This window comes from Rhodococcus sp. 4CII (assembly GCF_014256275.1).
In the GTDB taxonomy this organism is placed as follows: domain Bacteria; phylum Actinomycetota; class Actinomycetes; order Mycobacteriales; family Mycobacteriaceae; genus Rhodococcus_F; species Rhodococcus_F wratislaviensis_A.
Window position 1 is genome coordinate 1417947 of the sequence record NZ_JACCFE010000002.1, and the last position, 17693, is coordinate 1435639.

The 17693-nt window shown below is 68.9% G+C and carries 14 protein-coding genes and 1 pseudogene; 5 read left to right on the top strand and 10 right to left on the bottom strand.

The window, feature by feature from the left end; genetic code table 11:
• Position 1: 1 nt before the first annotated feature.
• The 4 genes from ilvA to H0B43_RS07515 form a co-directional block, all read right to left on the bottom strand.
• Entirely contained in the window at positions 2-1234 is a 1233-nt protein-coding gene (ilvA, locus tag H0B43_RS07500) for a threonine ammonia-lyase (RefSeq protein ID WP_185728535.1), read from the bottom strand.
• Between the two features lie 72 nt (positions 1235-1306).
• Positions 1307-2479 carry a cystathionine gamma-synthase gene (locus tag H0B43_RS07505; protein WP_185728534.1) on the bottom strand — a complete coding sequence of 391 codons (1173 nt, stop codon included), beginning with the start codon at positions 2477-2479 and terminating at the stop codon, positions 1307-1309.
• A gap of 21 nt (positions 2480-2500) precedes the next feature.
• On the bottom strand, positions 2501-3028 hold the full coding sequence (locus H0B43_RS07510; RefSeq protein ID WP_185728533.1) for a hypothetical protein: 528 nt from the start codon (positions 3026-3028) through the stop codon (positions 2501-2503).
• An 86-nt stretch (positions 3029-3114) separates the two neighbouring features.
• On the bottom strand, positions 3115-4500 hold the full coding sequence (locus H0B43_RS07515; RefSeq protein ID WP_185728531.1) for a cystathionine beta-synthase: 1386 nt from the start codon (positions 4498-4500) through the stop codon (positions 3115-3117).
• 134 nt (positions 4501-4634) lie between these two features.
• On the opposite strand from H0B43_RS07515, the gene H0B43_RS07520 reads away from it, so the two are divergent.
• Together H0B43_RS07520 and H0B43_RS07525 are read left to right on the top strand one after the other, a co-directional pair.
• Positions 4635-5657: an SGNH/GDSL hydrolase family protein gene (locus H0B43_RS07520; protein WP_185728529.1), complete on the top strand. Its 1023-nt coding sequence runs from the start codon at positions 4635-4637 to the stop codon at positions 5655-5657.
• Positions 5658-5763: 106 nt separating this feature from the next.
• Positions 5764-6981, top strand: coding sequence for an acetyl-CoA C-acetyltransferase (locus H0B43_RS07525; protein WP_185728527.1), 1218 nt, complete (start codon positions 5764-5766; stop codon positions 6979-6981).
• Between the two features lie 113 nt (positions 6982-7094).
• Here the strand turns inward: H0B43_RS07525 and H0B43_RS07530 are convergent, their stop codons facing one another.
• The 3 genes from H0B43_RS07530 to H0B43_RS07540 all read right to left on the bottom strand — a co-directional run bounded on the left by H0B43_RS07530 (position 7095) and on the right by H0B43_RS07540 (position 9965).
• The gene (locus H0B43_RS07530) at positions 7095-7949 is read right to left on the bottom strand and encodes a Bax inhibitor-1/YccA family protein (protein WP_185728525.1); all 855 of its coding nucleotides are present in this window, start codon (positions 7947-7949) and stop codon (positions 7095-7097) included.
• Positions 7950-8113: 164 nt separating this feature from the next.
• A complete protein-coding gene (locus tag H0B43_RS07535; protein ID WP_185728524.1) occupies positions 8114-9256 on the bottom strand; it encodes a methyltransferase in 1143 nt (380 codons plus the stop codon).
• A gap of 1 nt (position 9257) precedes the next feature.
• Positions 9258-9965, bottom strand: coding sequence for a nitroreductase (locus tag H0B43_RS07540; protein ID WP_185728522.1), 708 nt, complete (start codon positions 9963-9965; stop codon positions 9258-9260).
• A 102-nt stretch (positions 9966-10067) separates the two neighbouring features.
• Here H0B43_RS07540 and H0B43_RS07545 point away from each other — a divergent pair.
• From H0B43_RS07545 to H0B43_RS07555, 3 genes and pseudogenes are all read left to right on the top strand, one after another.
• Positions 10068-13614 (top strand): annotated as a pseudogene (locus tag H0B43_RS07545) (protein kinase).
• A 49-nt stretch (positions 13615-13663) separates the two neighbouring features.
• Positions 13664-14392 carry a flavodoxin family protein gene (locus H0B43_RS07550; RefSeq protein WP_185728520.1) on the top strand — a complete coding sequence of 243 codons (729 nt, stop codon included), beginning with the start codon at positions 13664-13666 and terminating at the stop codon, positions 14390-14392.
• A 24-nt stretch (positions 14393-14416) separates the two neighbouring features.
• A complete protein-coding gene (locus H0B43_RS07555) occupies positions 14417-15286 on the top strand; it encodes a class II glutamine amidotransferase (RefSeq protein WP_185728518.1) in 870 nt (289 codons plus the stop codon).
• Between the two features lie 76 nt (positions 15287-15362).
• Here the strand turns inward: H0B43_RS07555 and H0B43_RS07560 are convergent, their stop codons facing one another.
• From H0B43_RS07560 to H0B43_RS07570, 3 genes are all read right to left on the bottom strand, one after another.
• The gene (locus tag H0B43_RS07560; RefSeq protein WP_185728516.1) at positions 15363-15662 is read right to left on the bottom strand and encodes a hypothetical protein; all 300 of its coding nucleotides are present in this window, start codon (positions 15660-15662) and stop codon (positions 15363-15365) included.
• 111 nt (positions 15663-15773) lie between these two features.
• Positions 15774-16823: a ferredoxin--NADP reductase gene (locus H0B43_RS07565; RefSeq protein ID WP_185728514.1), complete on the bottom strand. Its 1050-nt coding sequence runs from the start codon at positions 16821-16823 to the stop codon at positions 15774-15776.
• A gap of 106 nt (positions 16824-16929) precedes the next feature.
• Positions 16930-17691, bottom strand: a complete 762-nt coding sequence (locus H0B43_RS07570; RefSeq protein ID WP_185728513.1) for an SDR family NAD(P)-dependent oxidoreductase — start codon at positions 17689-17691, stop codon at positions 16930-16932.
• Positions 17692-17693 lie beyond the last annotated feature (2 nt).

The following is a 17693-nucleotide window of genomic DNA, read 5'->3' on the forward strand; positions in this document are numbered from 1 at the left end:
GCTACTCCTGCAGTCGGACGGAGTACCGGGCGTCGCGGAGGGCGTCGAGAAGATCCTGCCGGTGACCGGGCCCGCGGGTCTCGACGGTGAGGAACACCTCGACCTCGTCGAGCGCGAGCGCGCCGCCGGTGCGGGAATGGACGACATCCACGACACTGGCGCCGTTGCCGCTGATCACACCGAGCAGGCTGACCAGACCGCCGGGTCGGTCCGGGATGGTCACGTGCACACCGAGATACCGTCCCGCCGCTCGGAGACCGTGATTGACGACGTGGGTGAGCAGCAACGGGTCGATGTTGCCGCCGGAGAGCACCGCGCACACCGTCCCGGTGAGTCCCAGCTCCTCCGCCGCGCAGCTGATCAGCGCGGCCACCGCCGCCGCACCCGCGGGCTCCACGATGAGCTTCGCGCGCTCGAGGCACAACAACAACGCCCTGGACAGCGCGTCTTCGCTGACCGTGACGATGGCGTCGACCTGAGTGCCGACGTGCGCGAACGGCACGTCACCAGGTCTGCCGACCGCGATACCGTCGGCCATCGTCGACATGGTCTCCAGCGGAATCGGGCGGCCCTCCGCCAGCGAACGCGGCCACGCGGCCGCTTGCTCGGCCTGGACGCCGACGATCCGCACGTCGGGGCGGGTGGCCTTCACCGCCGCGGCGATGCCCGCGATCAGGCCACCGCCCCCGGTCGGGACGACGATCGTACCGACGTCGGGTTCCTGCTCGAGGACCTCGAGCCCGACGGTCCCCTGCCCCGCGACGATGTCGGCGTGATCGAACGGGTGGATGAGGACGGCACCGGTCTCGTCCGCGTACGCCCTCGCCGCGACCAGCGCGTCGTCGACCGTGTCGCCGGTGAGGTGGACAGTGGCGCCGTACGCCTTGGTGGCGACGAGTTTCGGAAGGGGTGCGCCGGTGGGCATGAAGACGGTGGACGGGATGCCGAGTTCAGTGGCCGCCCAGGCCACGCCCTGCGCGTGATTGCCGGCACTGGCCGCAACGACACCGCACGCCCGTTCCGCTACCGACAAATTCGCGATCCGGTTGTACGCACCACGCGGTTTGAACGATCCTGTGCGCTGCAGGTTTTCGCACTTCAACGTGACGACGTGCCCGCATCGTTCCGACAGCGCCCGGGACGCGATCACCGGCGTCCGGCGCATGACGGGGTCCAGCAGCTTACGAGCTGCTCTGATCTGATCCAGCGTGACAGGCTCCACGCGGGCCAGCATAGGGCCTGCGGCCCGTGCGCCTTTCCGGTTGTTCCAGCTACCAAAAGGGCGCACGGGCGGCGAAGCCGCCTACTACTTCAGCGCCTGCTCGATGTCGCCCACGAGGTCGGCGGCGTCTTCGATGCCGACGGACAGGCGCACCAGGTCGTCCGGGACCTCGAGGAGCGAACCGGCGGTCGAGGCGTGGGTCATGGCGCCCGGATGCTCGATCAGCGATTCGACGCCGCCGAGCGACTCGGCGAGGGTGAAGATCTCGGTGCGCGCGCAGAAGTCCAGCGCGGCCTGCTTGCCGCCGGCGAGACGCACCGAGATCATGCCGCCGAAGCGCCGCATCTGCTTCTCGGCGACCTTGTGGCCGGGGTGCGACTCGAGCCCGGGGTAGATCACCTGCGACACCGCGGGGTGCCCGCTGAGCAGTTCGACGACCTGCTCGGCGTTGTCGCTGTGCCGCTCCATGCGCAGCGAGAGGGTCTTGATGCCGCGGAGCGTGAGGAACGCGTCGAAGGGTCCGGGGACGGCCCCGGCACCGTTCTGCAGGAACGCGAACGCCGTGTCGAGCTCTTCGTCGTTGGTGACGAGTGCGCCGCCGACGACGTCGGAGTGCCCGCCGATGTACTTGGTGGTCGAGTGCAGTGCGACGTCGGCACCGAGCTGCAGCGGCTGCTGCAGGTACGGCGACGCGAACGTGTTGTCGACGACGATCTTCGCGCCGGCCTCGTGCGCCACGTCGGCCAGTGCCTCGATGTCACCGATGTTGAGCAGCGGGTTGGTGGGCGTCTCGACCCACACGAGCTTGGTGTTGGGACGGATCGCGGCCCGGACCGCGTCGACGTCGGACACCGCGGCGGGCGTGTACTCGATACCCCACTGCGTGAAGACCTTGTCGATCAGGCGGAACGTTCCGCCGTAGGCGTCGTTCGGGATGACGAGGTGGTCGCCGGGCCGGAGCGCGGCGCGGAGCAGGCAGTCGGTGGCGGCCATGCCCGAACCGAAGGCGCGACCGTACGTGCCCGACTCGAGGGCGGCGAGGTTGGCCTCGAGCGGTCGTCGCGTGGGGTTGCCGGTGCGGGCGTACTCGAATCCGTTCCGCATACCGCCGACGCCGTCCTGTGCGAACGTCGAACTCGCGTAGATCGGCACGTTCACGGCGCCCGTCTGCGGGTCCGGGTCGAATCCTGCGTGCACGGCCTTGGTGGAGAAACCCTGCCAGCTGATGTTGTCCGCTTTGCTGCGCTGCTCACTCATGGCCCCCAGCCTAGTGGGGACCTACTTCTCCAGATACTTCGCGATGGCGAAGGCGACGTCGAGCTTGGTCGCGGTGCTGACGGAGGGGTCGAGCGCGTTGACGATGATGCTGTGTTCCGGCGTGAGCAGGGCCATGGCCACGACGTCGAGGACCACCCCGCCGACCTCGGCGGAACGGGGGTCGGGGACGACGTTCGTCCCGTTCCGCATCTCGACGAGCACTGCCGGATCGGTGACCTGAGGCTTGACCGACGCGGTGATGGTGCTCATGACGTTCGTCGGCCCCTTGGACCACGAGCAGGTGGGGTCGATCGACCCGGGGAGGACGGCCTCGGTGAGATGCGGTCGGTCCGACACGAGCCGCCCGAGCGCCCTCGTCAGCGCAGCGCAGTCGGTGGACACGGGCGACCCCGGCGACGACACCGACCCGACGTCCGCCGGTCCCGACTGCGCGACGGCGGCGCCCTCGATGCTGTTCCCGCAACCGGCCGCGGCGAACCCGAGCACGGCGACCGGGACCACCAGGCCACGGCATAGACGAGCACTCACTGCGTTTCCCCCTCACGACCACCGGACCGGCACCCTGCTGTGCACCGTACGTTCCGTGCGCAGCAGGGACCAGACCGACGTGCCGGCTAGGAGCCGGCGCTGAGGAAACCGAGCAGGTCGTGACGGGTGATGACCCCGGCGGGCTTGCCGTCGTCGACGACCATCAGTGCGTCGGTGTCGCCGAGCGCCTTGGTGGCGGCCGACACGGGCTCACCCGAACCGATGAGCGGGAAAGGCTTGCTCATGTGCTTTTCGACCGGATCCGCGAGGTGGGCGCGACCCTCGAACACGGCACTGAGCAGGTCGCGCTCGGTGACGCTGCCCGCCACCTCACCGGCCATGACGGGCGGCTCGGCGCCGACGACGGGCATCTGCGACACTCCGTACTCGCGCAGGATCTCGATGGCATCGCGGAGTGTCTCGGACGGGTGCGTGTGGACGAGGTCCGGAAGTTCGCCGGACTTGCCGCGGAGCACGTCGCCGACGGTCTTCTCGTCGGGCTTGCCGTCGAGCGGGGTGCGGAGGAAACCGTAGGACGCCATCCACTTGTCGTTGAAGATCTTCGACAGGTAGCCGCGACCGCCGTCGGGCAGCAGAACGACGATGACGGCGTCGGGGCCTTCACGCTTGGCGACCTCCAGTGCGGCGACGACGGCCATGCCGCACGAACCGCCGACCAGCAGGCCCTCCTCGCGGGCGAGGCGGCGCGTCATCTCGAAGGAGTCGGCGTCCGACACGGCGATGATCTCGTCCGGGACGGAAGGGTCGTACGCGGTGGGCCAGAAGTCCTCGCCGACGCCCTCGACCAGGTACGGACGCCCGGTGCCGCCCGAGTACACGGAACCTTCGGGGTCGGCGCCGATGACCTTGACCTTGCCGCCGGACACCTCCTTCAGGTAGCGGCCGGTGCCGGTGATGGTGCCGCCGGTGCCGACGCCGGCGACGAAGTGCGTGATCTTGCCGTCCGTGTCGGCCCAGATCTCGGGGCCGGTGGTCTCGTAATGGCTCTGCGGGCCGCCCGGGTTGGAGTACTGGTTGGGCTTCCAGCCGCCGGGGAGTTCGCGAGCGAGCCGGTCGGAGACGCTGTAGTAGCTGTCCGGATGCTCGGGCGCGACCGCGGTGGGGCACACCACGACCTCGGCGCCGTAGGCCTTGAGGACGTTCCGCTTGTCTTCGCTGACCTTGTCGGGGCAGACGAAGACGCATTTGTATCCGCGCTTCTGCGCCACCAGGGCGAGGCCGATGCCGGTGTTACCGGACGTGGGCTCGACGATGGTCCCGCCCGGCTTCAGCTCACCCGACGCCTCCGCGGCGTCGATCATCTTGACCGCGATGCGGTCCTTCGAGCTTCCACCCGGGTTGAGGTATTCGATCTTGGCTGCAACGGTCCCGTGGTTCTCACCGATGACAGAGGAGAGCTTGACGAGAGGGGTGTTGCCGATCAGGTCGACGACGTGTTCCGCGATGCGCATGCCTCCATGCTCCCAGATGCTCCGATCCGATGCTCACGGACGTCCGGCACGGGGGACCCGATCCGACTAGATTGGTACGGACGCAGCCGCTGGAACCCGTGAGATGAGCACCAGGTAGCGGAAAGGTGAGACCAGTGCCCAAGAGCACCTGGCAGACCGGTGTGAAGGCCGGGGCCACGGCTGTCGTGGCGGGTTCGAGCGCAGGCACGTTGTCGTGGGTGGCGTACTCGTATCTGATGTCCCAGGCGACGGCGGCGCGGGGTGTGATCGGGCGCAACGTCGCCAAGCCGCCGGAAGCCGACGGCGTCTACTCCCCCGGCGCATCGGTGCCCGAACGCTGGCTACGGACCACCCCGTACGACGTGCACCTGATGATCTTCGGTGACTCGACGGCCGCGGGCGTGGGGTGTGTGGCGGCGGAGGACGTGCCGGGCGTGCAGATCGCGATGCGCCTCGCCGACGAGACCGGGAAGCGGATCCGGTTGAGCACCAAGGCGATCGGCGGCGCCACCTCCCGCGGACTCAGCGGGCAGGTGGATGCGATGTTCGTCGCCGGAGCGCCGCCGGACGCCGCGGTGATCCTGGTCGGCGCCAACGACGTGACGTCCAAGAACTCCATTCGGGCGTCGGCACGCAGGCTGGGCGACGCCGTCGAGCGGCTACGGAAACATGAGTGCGCCGTCGTCGTCGGGACCTGCCCGGACCTCGGAGTGGTGACCGCGATCCCGCAACCGCTGCGCACCGTCGTCCGCACGTGGGGGTTGCGGCTGGCCCGGGCGCAGGCGGCCGCGACCAGTGCGGCGGGTGGCCATCCGGTGGCGCTGGCCGACCTGCTGGCGCCCGAGTTCCTCGCGGCCCCCGACCGGATGTTCTCCGCCGACCACTTCCACCCGTCGGCGGCGGGATACGAACTGGCGGCGATCCAGATCGTGCCCGTGCTCGCGACCGCGCTGGGGATGTGGCACGGCGGGCCGCTCCCCGATTTGCCCGAGGTGTCGGAGGCCGCGGAATCCCGCAAGCTGTCGACCCGAATGACGGCGTCGCTCAATCGTTTTCTGTGGCGACGCGACGCGAGGAGGCGCTCCCCCGGCCGCCTCGACGAACTCCTCGCGGTCGAGGAGGCCGCCGCGACGAGGGCGCGACGGGTCGCTGAGTGAGATAGCGATGTCCACGCTCTCCCCCGGCGACGTAAGTTGTCGGGAAGGCCACAGAACGGGTGGTCTGAAACACAGACCGGCACCCGCAGTTGACAAAGGAGTTTCCATGCCCGAGGCAGTCATCGTCTCCGCAGTACGCTCACCGATCGGCCGAGCCATGAAGGGCTCGCTCAAGACCATCCGACCGGATGATCTGACGACGCAGATGGTGGCCGCGGCGCTGGCGAAGGTCCCGGAACTCGACCCCACCGAGATCGACGACCTGCTGCTCGGGTGCGGTCAGCCCGCCGGCCAGTCCGGGTTCAACATCGCCCGCGTAGTCGCGGTGGAACTGGGCTACGACTTCCTGCCCGGCGTCACCGTCAACCGCTACTGTTCCTCGTCGCTGCAGACCACCCGCATGGCGCTGCACGCGATCCGGGCCGGCGAGGGCGACGTCTTCATCTCCGCCGGCGTCGAGTCGGTGTCGAGCTTCGTCACCGGCAACGCCGACGGCCTGCCGAACACCAAGAACGACCGCTTCGCCGACGCCGAGGCGCGGACCGCGAAGCTCGCCGAGGGCGGTGTCGCGTGGACCGACCCGCGCGAGAACGATCAGCTCCCCGACGTGTACATCGCCATGGGCCAGACCGCGGAGAACGTCGCCTCCGCCACCGGCATCACCCGTGAGGAGCAGGACCGCTGGGGCGTCCGGTCCCAGAACCGCGCGGAGGACGCCATCAAGAACGGGTTCTTCGAGCGGGAGATCACCCCGGTCACCCTCCCTGACGGCACCGTCGTCAGCACCGACGACGGCCCACGTACCGGCACCACGTACGAGGGCATCAGTCAGCTGAAGCCGGTGTTCCGGCCCGACGGCACCGTGACCGCCGGCAACGCGTGCCCCCTCAACGACGGCGCCGCCGCGCTGGTCATCATGTCCGACACGAAAGCCAAGCAGCTGGGTCTGACCCCGCTGGCCCGCATCGTGTCGACCGGGGTGTCCGGCCTGTCGCCCGAGATCATGGGTCTCGGGCCGATCGAGGCCGTCAAGAAGGCCCTCGCGATCGCCGGCAAGTCCATCTCCGACATCGACCTGTTCGAGATCAACGAGGCGTTCGCCGTCCAGGTGCTCGGCTCGGCCCGCGAGCTGAAGATCGACGAGGACAAGCTGAACATCTCCGGCGGCGCCATCGCCCTCGGCCACCCCTTCGGCATGACCGGGGCCCGCATCACCAACACCCTGCTCAACAACCTCCGCGAGCAGGACAAGACGTTCGGCGTCGAAACCATGTGCGTCGGCGGCGGGCAGGGCATGGCAATGGTCCTCGAGCGCCTGAGCTAGGCCCTCCGGGCTCGTGCGCCCTTTTGGTAGCGGTAGCAACCAGAAGGGCGCACGGGCGCGAAGCGCGAGAAGGCCCCCGAGAGCATTCTCCCGGGGGCCTTCTCGTGGACCTACTAGTCGCTGTTGAAGTAGCTCAGCAGTCGTAGGATCTCGACGTACAGCCACACGAGGGTGACGGTGAGTCCGAATGCGACGCCCCACGCTGCCTTCTCCGGCGCCTGGGCGCGGATCAGCTGGTCGGCGGCGTCGAAGTCCAGCAGGAAACTGAACGCGGCGATACCGATGCACACGAGGCTGAAGATGATCGCCATCGGACCGCCGTCGCGCAGGCCGAGGCCGCCTTCGGTGAAGAAGCTGGCGATCAGGTTGCCGAGGGCGAGGACGACGACACCGATGAGGGCGCCGACGATCATCCGCGTCAGACGGGGTGTGACCCGGATGGCGCCGGTCTTGTAGACGACGAGCATGCCGAAGAACACGCCGAACGTGCCGAGCACCGCCTGGGCGATGAGCGCCGATCCCCCGACTCCACCGAACGTGACGTCGGTGAACATGAACGACAGGGCACCGAGGAACAGGCCTTCCGCCACCGCGTAGGCGAGGACGATGCCGGGGTTGTCCATCTTGCGGCCGAACGTGGCCACCAGGACCAGCACCAGACCGACGAGGCCGCCACCGATGACCAGCGGGCCCGCGAGGTTCGCGTTGTTGCTCACCAGGAAATAGGAGATGATCGCCGCCACCGAGAGCACGCCGAGCGTGACTCCGGTCTTGGTGACCACGTCGTCGATGGTCATCGAACGGTGATCGGGGCCGGTCCGGTAGGGCTCGGCCTGGGTGTACTGCGGCTGACCGAACTGCTGCGTGACCTGCGCGGCGCCGGCCGTCGTAGATCCGAACGAGGCGTATCCGCCGCTGCCCTCTTGTTTGGGCAGGTTGCGGAACACCGGGTTACTGGTGGTGCGCACCGTGCACATCCCTTCTCGTGGCTCGCCGGGTGGATCCGGTTCTCTTGTACGTTGAACGTCCCGCACCCGGCGCAAGTTCCCGTTCGTCGCTTTCGGGTCGGACAATTCGGACTCTACCGGTGCCGCGTGGACACCCGCCAGACGAGGCCGGTCCGGCGTGGCGGTCAGGCCACGGACCGCGTGACGGTGAACTTGGGGTTGCGCCCGACGACGTCGGTCGTGCCGACGAGCCGCTGCAACCGTCCCCGGTACCCGAGATGGGAGTTGTAGACGGTCCACAGCTCGCCGCCGGGCCGGAGCACGCGGCCGGCTTCGGCGAACATCTTCGACGCACCACCGGTGTGGACGGCCGCTCCGACGTGGAACGGCGGGTTGCACAGGACGACGTCCTGACTGTCCGTGCCGAGCGTGGACATGGCGTCGTCACGCAGTGTGCTCACCCGGTCGCCGAAACCGTTGGCGCGCGCGGTCGCCGCCGCCGATGCCACCGCCGCGGACGACTGGTCGGTGGCGATCACCGACACGTCCGGCAACAGCCGGGCGAGGCTGACAGCGAGAATGCCCGTTCCACATCCGAGGTCGACGGCGGTGCGGGCACGGGGGTTCACGCGGGGCAGGAAGTCGAGGAGGTACCGGGTCCCGATGTCGAGTTTGGCGCCGGCGAACGCGGCCCCGTACGACACGACGTCCAGCCCGATGTCGGCGAGGTGATCGGTGACGGGGTACGTCTGCTCCGCCGGCGCGGCGGGACCGCTCGCGGTCAGCACCCGCGACTTCTGCCTGCCGAGGCTGGCGCGGACGGCGGAGAACGAGCGGCCGAGGACGTCGTTCATGGCGGTGGAGATGTGTTTGTCGCGGCCACCGGCGTAGACGACGACGGACGGATCGGCGTAGCGGGCGATGTTCTCGGCGATCTCGGTGAGCTCGCTCAGACTCCGCGGAAGTTGCATCAACACGACCGTCGCGCCGCCCAGCAGTTCCTCGCCGAGCGCGCACGACCGGTAGCGGTCGGACAGACCGGTCGTCTCCGCGTTGGCGGCCAGGGCCAGCTCACCGGTCAGCGGGTCCTGGTGCACGCGGATTCCGGTGACACCGTGCGCCGCCGCGGCACCGAGGGTGAGGGCCCCGTAGTGGTCGCCGATCACGGCGACCGTCCCGGCGCGGGCCACGGACAGGTCCGCCTCGGCCTCGTCGAGGATCAGCCGGTCGGCGGCATCGACGGCCACCAGGTTGGGGCCCTCGACATCGGGGCGGCGACGCAGGCGGGCGAACAGCGCGTCCCGGTCGGACAATTCGGAGCCGTGCACGCTACTCGGACACCCACTGCGCGACGTCGGCTACGGATTCGCGGTCGGTGCGGAAACCGTTGACGGGGTTCTCCGCGTCGGGGTAGCCGAAGGAGATGGCGCAGACGACGCGGCGGTCCTCCTCGAGCCCGAAGAACTCGTGGATGAACCGCGAACTGCCGGCGAGCGCGGCCTGGGGAATGGTCGCGACTCCGAGGCTCTGCGCGGCGAGGAGGAACGTGTCGACGTACAGCCCGCAGTCGACGGCACCGTACGTGCCGAGCGCTTCGTGGGTGGTGACGATCGCGACGTGCGGAGCCCCGAAGAGGTCGAAGTTCTTCATCGTCTGCTCGGCCGACGCGGCGCGGTCGCCGGCCGCGATGCCCACGCTGGCGTACAGCTGCATGGCGCATTCCCGGCGGCGCCGCTTGTGCGCGCCTGTGTATTCGCGAGGGAAGTCGAAGTCGGATTCCTGCGGGTGGGTGCGCACGTACTGCGCCAGCCCGGCGCGGAACCGCTCGGTGCCCTCCCCCTCGGTGATCGCGACCTGCCACGGCTGCGTGTTGCACCACGACGGCGTCTGCTGCGCGAGCGCGAGGATCCTCTCGATCACGTCGCGGGGTACCTGTGTCGGCAGGTAGGCCCTGCAACTGATTCGCGCGTCGAGGAGCTGGGCCAGGGTCTGCTCGGCCGTGCTCGTGTCCACAGTCGCCATGCCGGTATCCGTCACCGTCGAATTCTCCTCGGGTCTACTCGTTCTCGAACACGCTCTCGGTGTCGTGCGGTCGCGATATGCTGGCGTCAGTGCACCGAGAAGGTGATTGGATTGAGTGTGCCACGACCCCCGGAAAGCAGTTCCGGGCCGACCGACTCGGATCCGCAGGCAACCAGGCGGATCGTCGTGACCGACATCGTCGCGGAGCTGTCGGCGGAAGGGTTCGACGATGCGCGCGAGATCGGCCGGGGAGGGTTCGGGGTCGTCTACCGCTGCCTCCAGACGGCCCTCGACCGCACCGTCGCGATCAAGGTGCTGTCCTCCGATCTGGAGGGCGAGGACCGCGAACGGTTCCTGCGGGAACAGCGCGCGATGACAGGGCGGCGAGGACCGCGAACGGTTCCTGCGGGAACAGCGCGCGATGGGGAAACTGTCGGGTCATCCGCACGTGGTGGACATCCTGCAGTCCGGGGTGACGCGCAGCGGCAGGCCCTACATCGTGATGCCGTACCACCCGCGCAATTCGCTCGACGCCTGGATTCGCCGTGAGGGTCCGCTGCCGTGGACCGAGACGCTGCGCGTCGGGGTGAAGCTCTCCGGCGCCCTCGAGACCGCGCACCGGCTCGGCACCCTGCACCGGGACGTGAAGCCGGCGAACATCCTGCTCACCGGTTACGGCGAACCGCAGCTGACGGATTTCGGGATCGCGCGCGTCTCCGGTGGGTTCGAGACGACGTCGAGCATGATCACCGGTTCGCCGGCGTTCACCGCCCCGGAGGTGCTGCGCGGCGACCCGCCGTCGCCGGCGTCCGACGTCTACGGTCTGGGCGCCGCCCTGTTCTGCCTGCTCACCGGTCATGCCGCGTTCGAGCGGCGCAGCGGGGAGCGGCTCGTGGCGCAGTTCCTCCGGATCGCCACCCAGCCCGTGCCGGACCTGCGGGGTGAGGACATTCCCGACGACGTGTGCGCCGCCATCGAACGGGCCATGTCCGAGGACCCGGCCGACCGACCGGTCTCGGCGGCCGAGTTCGGCCAGGAACTGCGCGACATCGAACGCAGGCACGGGCTCGACGTGGACGAGATGGCGCTGCCCGCCGCGGCCGATGAGTTTCCGCGCACCGAGCACACCTCGTCTCCGACCACGCAGGCGTCGACGTCCGGGCACAATCGCAGCTACCGCAGGCGGTCGGGCGCCACCCCGCCGAGCGCCGCCGCCCGATTCCGGCCGCCGACCCCGATGCGTTCTCTGGTGGAGCGCACCCGCCTCCTGGATCTGCTCCGGCTGGGTCAGCGCAGGCGACTGACCCTCATCCACGCACCCGCCGGCTTCGGGAAGAGCACCGTGGCCGCCCAGTGGCGCGACGTCCTGATCGAGGACGGCGCCGCTGTCGCGTGGCTGACGGTGGACAACGACGACAACAACGTGGTGTGGTTCCTGTCCCACCTGGTCGAAGCGATCCGCCGGGCGGATCCGACCCTCGCGGACGAGCTGGGTCAGGCACTCGAGGAGAACGGGGCCGAAGCGGAACGGTACGTCCTGACGTCGCTGGTGAACCAGGTCCACGACAGCAGACGCCATGTGGTGGTGATGATCGACGACTGGCATCGCGTCACGTCTCCGGAGACGATCGCCGCGATGGACTTCATCCTGGAGAACGGCTGCCACCACCTGCAGATGGTGGTGAGCAGTCGAACCCAGGCGGGGCTCCCGCTCGCCAAGATGCGGGTGCGCGACGAACTCGTCGAAATCGACTCCGCGGCTTTACGTTTCGACCTCACCGAGTCGCAGCGATTTCTGGTCGACCTCGGCGGACTCCATTTGGAGGACTCCGACGTGGAAGCGCTGGAGGAGACCACCGACGGCTGGGTGGCGGCGCTGCAGCTGGCGTCGCTGTCGCTGCGGGATCGCGCCGACCCGGGCGATCTCATCCGGCACATGTCGGGGCGCCATCATGCGATCGGCGAGTATCTGGCGGAGAACGTGCTCAGCACGCTCGAGCCCGCGCTGCTCGACTTCATGCTGGCCACGTCCGTCACCGAACGACTCTGCGGCGACCTCGCCTGCGTCCTGGCGAACGTGACCCGCGGCCAGGCCCTGCTCGAACAGGTCGAATCCCGCGACCTGTTCCTGCGCAGTCTCGACGAGGACAGGGAGTGGTTCGAGTACCACCACCTGTTCGCCGAGTATCTCCGCCGGCGCCTCGAACGTGATCATCCGTCCCGCGTGGAGGACCTCCACCGCGCGGCGGCGCACTGGTTCGCCGACCGCCACTACGTCAGCGACGCAGTGGATCACGCACTGGCGGCGGGCGACCGCGACATGGCCGTCGCGGTGGTCGAGGAGCAGGGAATGTACCTGGTGGAGCACTCGCGGATGGTCGCGCTCCTCGGTCTGGTCGACAAGTTGCCGCGGCCGTTGGTCGAGTCCAGTCCCCGCATCCAGATCGCGGTCGCGTGGGCGAACATCCTGCTGCAACGGGTGGCACCGACGTTGCGCGCGCTGTCGCTGGTGTCGTCGGCGCTCGAATCCTCGGCGTTGAGCGAATCCGAGCAGGCGGACATCCGGGTGGAGGCCGACATCGTCCGCGCGGTGATCGCCGTGTCGTCCGATCGCGTCGCGGGGGTGCCCGACCTGATCGCGGAATGTCTGGCCCGGCCGGAAACCCTGCGGGCGTGGGTGGTTTCGGCGGGGTCCAATCTCGCGTCGGCCGTCGCGATCGCCCGTTTCGATTTCGTGGAGGCCCGCCGCCTGCAGGAGTGGGCGGCCGGGTATCACCAGCGGACCGTCGGACCGTTCAGTTCGATGTACGGCTACTGCTTCGCCGGAATCGCAGCGATGGAGCAACTCGACATCGTCGCCGCCGAGGACAACTTCCGGCTGGCCGTGCAGACCGCCACGAAATCGACCGGAATCCATTCGCACGCCGCGCGTCTCGCGGGAGCGCTGCTGGGCGAGCTGATGTACGAGCTGGGTCACCTCGACGAGGCCGAGCGGCTTCTCGACGAGAGCTACGAACTCGGGCCCGAGGGCGGCATCGTCGACTTCATGATCGCCCGCTTCGTGACGGGCGCACGGCTGAAAGCGGGACGCGGCGACCTCGTGTCCGCTGCCCGCCACCTCGACGAGGGAGCGTCCGCGGCGGCGTCACTCGGGCTCCCCCGGCTGCGGGCCCGGGTGGAGAACGAGCGGGTCAGGCTCGGCCTGCCCGCGTCGCCACAGCCTCCGCCCATGGACGGAAAATCCACCCGGGTACCAGATTTCGGCTTTGCCGAGATCGTCGCACAACTCGACGACGCCACCGAGATCCGGACGCTGTCGGCCACCGACCCCGATGCCGCGTGCCGCCGCGCGGAGGAGTGGGTGCGCCGGGTCGAGCGGGAGAGCAGGCCGAGGGCGGCCATGCAGGCCAACCGCCTGCTCGTCGCGTGCCTGGTGGCAGCGGGCCGGATCGACGAGGCGAAACCGGTGCTCGCCGCGGTCGCCGCGACGTGCGCGCGAATAGGCTTCGTGCGCTATCTGATCGACGGCGGCCCGCGGGTGGTGCCGGCGCTGACGGCGCTCCTCGAGGATCTGCACGCCGGCCGCTGGCAGTCCGAGTGGCCGGACGTCCCGGCGGACTTCCTGGCCGCGGCGCTGGAGACCGCGACGCCGATCGAGAGTTAGCACGACCTTTCTGCCACGAAGAGCACCCGCCGCGACCTATCGTGGACTGATGACCGATCCATCGCCCCAGGACGGGCCGCGGTTCAGTGGTCTGCGCGCCATGTTCGTCAACTGCACCCTCAAGCGGTCCCCCGACGTGAGCAACACCCAGGGGCTCATCGACCGCAGCGTCGGCCTGATGGAGAAGGAAGGCGTCACAGTCGACCAGATCCGGGCGGTGGACCACGACATCGCGACCGGCGTGTACCCCGACATGACCGAGCACGGATGGCCGAGCGACGAATGGCCGCAGCTGTTTCAGCGAGTGCTGGACGCCGACATCCTCGTCCTCGCCGGCCCGATCTGGCTGGGCGACAACGGTTCCGTCACCAAGCAGGTGATCGAGCGGCTGTACGGGTGCTCGTCGCTGCTCAACGACCACGGCCAGTACGCCTACTACGGGCGCGCGGGTGGCTGCCTGATCACCGGGAACGAGGACGGTGTGAAGCACTGCGCGATGAACATCCTGTACAGCCTGCAGCATCTCGGATATGTGATCCCACCGCAGGCGGATGCCGGGTGGATCGGTGAGGCCGGCCCCGGCCCGTCGTACCTCGACGAGGGGTCGGGTGGTCCCGAGAACGATTTCACCAATCGCAACACCACGTTCATGACGTACAACCTGATGCACACGGCGGCGCTGCTGAAAGCGGCCGGCGGATTCCCGGTGTACGGGAATCAGCGTTCGGAGTGGGACGCGGGATGCAGGCCCGACTTCGCCAACCCGGACTACCGCTGAGTCGTCCGGCCGGAAGGGAACGTCATGTGCCGGTTGTTCGGGTTGTCCGCCGCCCCGCATCGTGTCCGCGCCTCGTTCTGGCTGCTGGACGCACCCGACAGTCTCGCGCAGCAGAGCCACAGGGAACCCGACGGCACCGGTCTCGGAACCTTCGCGGAGGACGGAACTCCCCTGGTGGAGAAGCAGCCTCTCGCGGCGTACGAGGACGCGGAGTTCGCACAGGAGGCGAAGCATCGGTACTCGGCCACGTTCGTCGCGCACATCCGTTTCGCGACCACCGGCGAACTGCTTCCGCAGAACACGCATCCCTTCGCTCAGGCGGGCCGCGTGTTCGCCCACAACGGCGTGGTCGAGGACCTACCGAAACTCGAGGCCGAACTGGGCACCGATCTGAGCCTCGTCCGCGGCGACACCGACTCCGAACGCGTCTTCGCACTCGTGACCCGCGAGATCGGCCGCAACGGCGGCGACGTCACCGCCGGCATCACCGCGGCCGCCCGCTGGCTGGCCGACAACGTGCCGATCTACGCGCTCAACATCCTGCTGACCACGCCCGGCGAATTGTGGGCGCTGCGGTACCCGGACACCCACGATCTCCTCTTCCTGGAGCGGCGCGCCGGTGGTCCGAGCGGTGGCCGCCACCTCCAGCACGCGAGTACCCCCGGCAGGATCCGCGCCAGGTCCGAGCATCTCGTCGACTATCCGGCGGTGGTGGTCGCCAGCGAGCAGATGGACGAAGATCCGGGCTGGACACCGCTGCAACCGGGCGAACTGCTGCACGTCGACCGCGACCTCGGCGCTACTCGCGAGCTGATCGTCGGTCACCCGCCGCGGTACCCGATCCGCCTCGAAGACCTCAACGCCCGCGCCGCCGCGGCGCAGACGGAGAAGTAGCACAGCCGCACGGCGATTCGCCGGTAAACGCGCGGGAAACCGGCAAATCGGTGCGCGGCAGTCGGCGGATCGTGAGCTAACGGACCGACATGCCCGGCTGAGTCTGGATCCTGCCCGGACCGTTGTTCACGACTCCCGACTTGCCGACCGTCCACTCGCCGTCCGCTCCGCACACCAGGGCGCCGTTGCGATCGCCGGGCTTGCCGTGCGTCACCGTCTCGTTGCCCTGGGAGTCCGTGTTCACGATCGGGCAGAAACCGGAGGGTCCGTTCGGGCCGATGGGCTCGGCGTGAGCGACCGTGGCTGCTCCGAATGCACCGAGGATCGGCAGGGTGGCGAGGGCGATGGCGGCGGCGGTGCGACGGGCGTTGATCATTCGGTTTCTCCCGGGGTGGTGATCGAGTGGGGTGTGTCGGTGACAGGTACTACTCTGCCCACGCCGGAGCATCTTTCGAAGCACCCCCAGGGGTGGAGTCACCCCACCCGGTCAGAACTCGATCCGCACGTGTCCGCTGACGGGACGGGCCTGGCAGGCGAGAATGTATCCGCTCGCGATGTCCTCGGGATCGAGGATCGACGCGTTGTCCATGTCCACTTCGCCCTCCACCACCGTGCATGCGCAGGAACCGCATTCGCCTTCGCGGCAGGAGTAGGGGACGTCGAGCCCCTTCGACAGCATGACATCGACGAGCGTCGCCGTGCGTGGCCAGCTCAGGTTGTGCGCCTCGCCGTCGAGTCCCACCTCGACCGTCGACGCCTCTCCCGTGTCCGGCAGTTCCTCGACGGCGACCTCCGCGAAGGGATCGCCGGACAGCGACGTGAACACCTCGGCGTGCACCCGGTCCCGTGGGACGCCGGCGAGTGCGAGCGCCTCGTGGATCGCGTCCATGAACGGCCGCGGTCCGCACAGGTAGGCCCGGTGGTGCCGGAACCGGTCCGACAGCGTGACCAGCTGCCGCGGCGTCGGCAGTCCCTGCACGCTTTCGAGCCAGTGCACGACGGTCAGCCGATCCTCGTGGCGGGCCGCGAGGCCCCGCAACTCGTCGGCGAAGATGATCGACGTTTCGTCCCGATTGGCGTAGACGAGAACGACTTTCCCGCCTCCTTCGCTGAGCGCCGACTTGAGGATCGACATCACCGGGGTGATTCCGCTGCCCGCGGCGAACAGGATCAGGTCCTCGTCCAGACTGGCCGGGGTGAACACTCCCGCGGGGGGCAGAACCTCGATGCGGTCGCCGACGCCGACGTTGTCGCACAACCAGTGCGAGCCGTAGCCGCCGGCGGTGCGTTTGATCGTCACCTTCGGAAGGGCGTCCGTGAACGGCGAACTGGCGAGCGAGTAGCACCGGGCGACGGATCCCGTCCGGTCACTCGGGATCCGCAGCGTGAGGAACTGCCCGGGCTTGTACGCGAATTCGGGCCGCCACTCGTCCGGGACGTCGAAGACCAGCGACCGGGCGTCGGACGTCTCCTCCACGACAGCGGCCACGGTGACCACTACTGATCGCGAACTGCGTGGTGTTTCAACGGTCGTCATCGCGACGGTGCCCTCTCGGTACGGTAATTCGATCCTGCCGAAACTAGTGCAGATCGGCGGCGCCGTCCGCAGGCCTTCCCGCTGGGCGGGACCTCGACCGTCACCGTCATCCCCAGCGGGACTGCCCGCCGTCCAGCGGGATGGTCGCCCCGGTGAGGTAGCCGGCGTCCTCGCCGACGAGGAAGACGACGGCCCGGCCGATGTCGGATTCGGGGTCGCCGACGCGGCCCAGCGGGATACCTGCCACGAATTCCGCCGCCTCGTCCGGATTGCTGTCCATCCACCGCGCGAGGGCCGGGCTCTTCGCGTGCGGTGCGACGGACAGCACCCGGATGCCGTCCCGCCCCCATTCGCACGCCGCCGACCTGGTCAGCGAGCGCATCCCCTCTTTGACCGAACCGTAGGCGCCGTAGTTGCTCGCGTCCCAGCGCACGGCCGCCGACGTGACGAGGTTGACGATCACGCCGCCGCCGCGTGCCTTCATGTGCGGATGGCACGACTGCATCATGCGCAGCGTCGCGAGCGGTCCCGTGGCGAACGACCGCTCGTACTCCTCGTCGATCACCGACAGGATCGGTCCCGGCCTGCTGTCGTTGGCGTTGTTGACCAGGATGTCGACGCCGCCGAACATGTCCACCGTCCTTGCGACCGCGGCCTCGATGTCCTCGCGCCTGCTGACGTCGCACGCGACCGGCTCGCTGCGTGCACCGAAGTCCGCAAGCATCCGGCAGGTGGTGTGCAGTTTCGACTCCGTCCGCCCCGCGACGGCGATCGCCGCGCCCTCCTTGGCGAGCGCCAGGGCGATGCCCTGCCCGATTCCCTGCCCCGCACCCGTGATCAACGCAACCTTGCCGTCGAGCTTGCTCATGG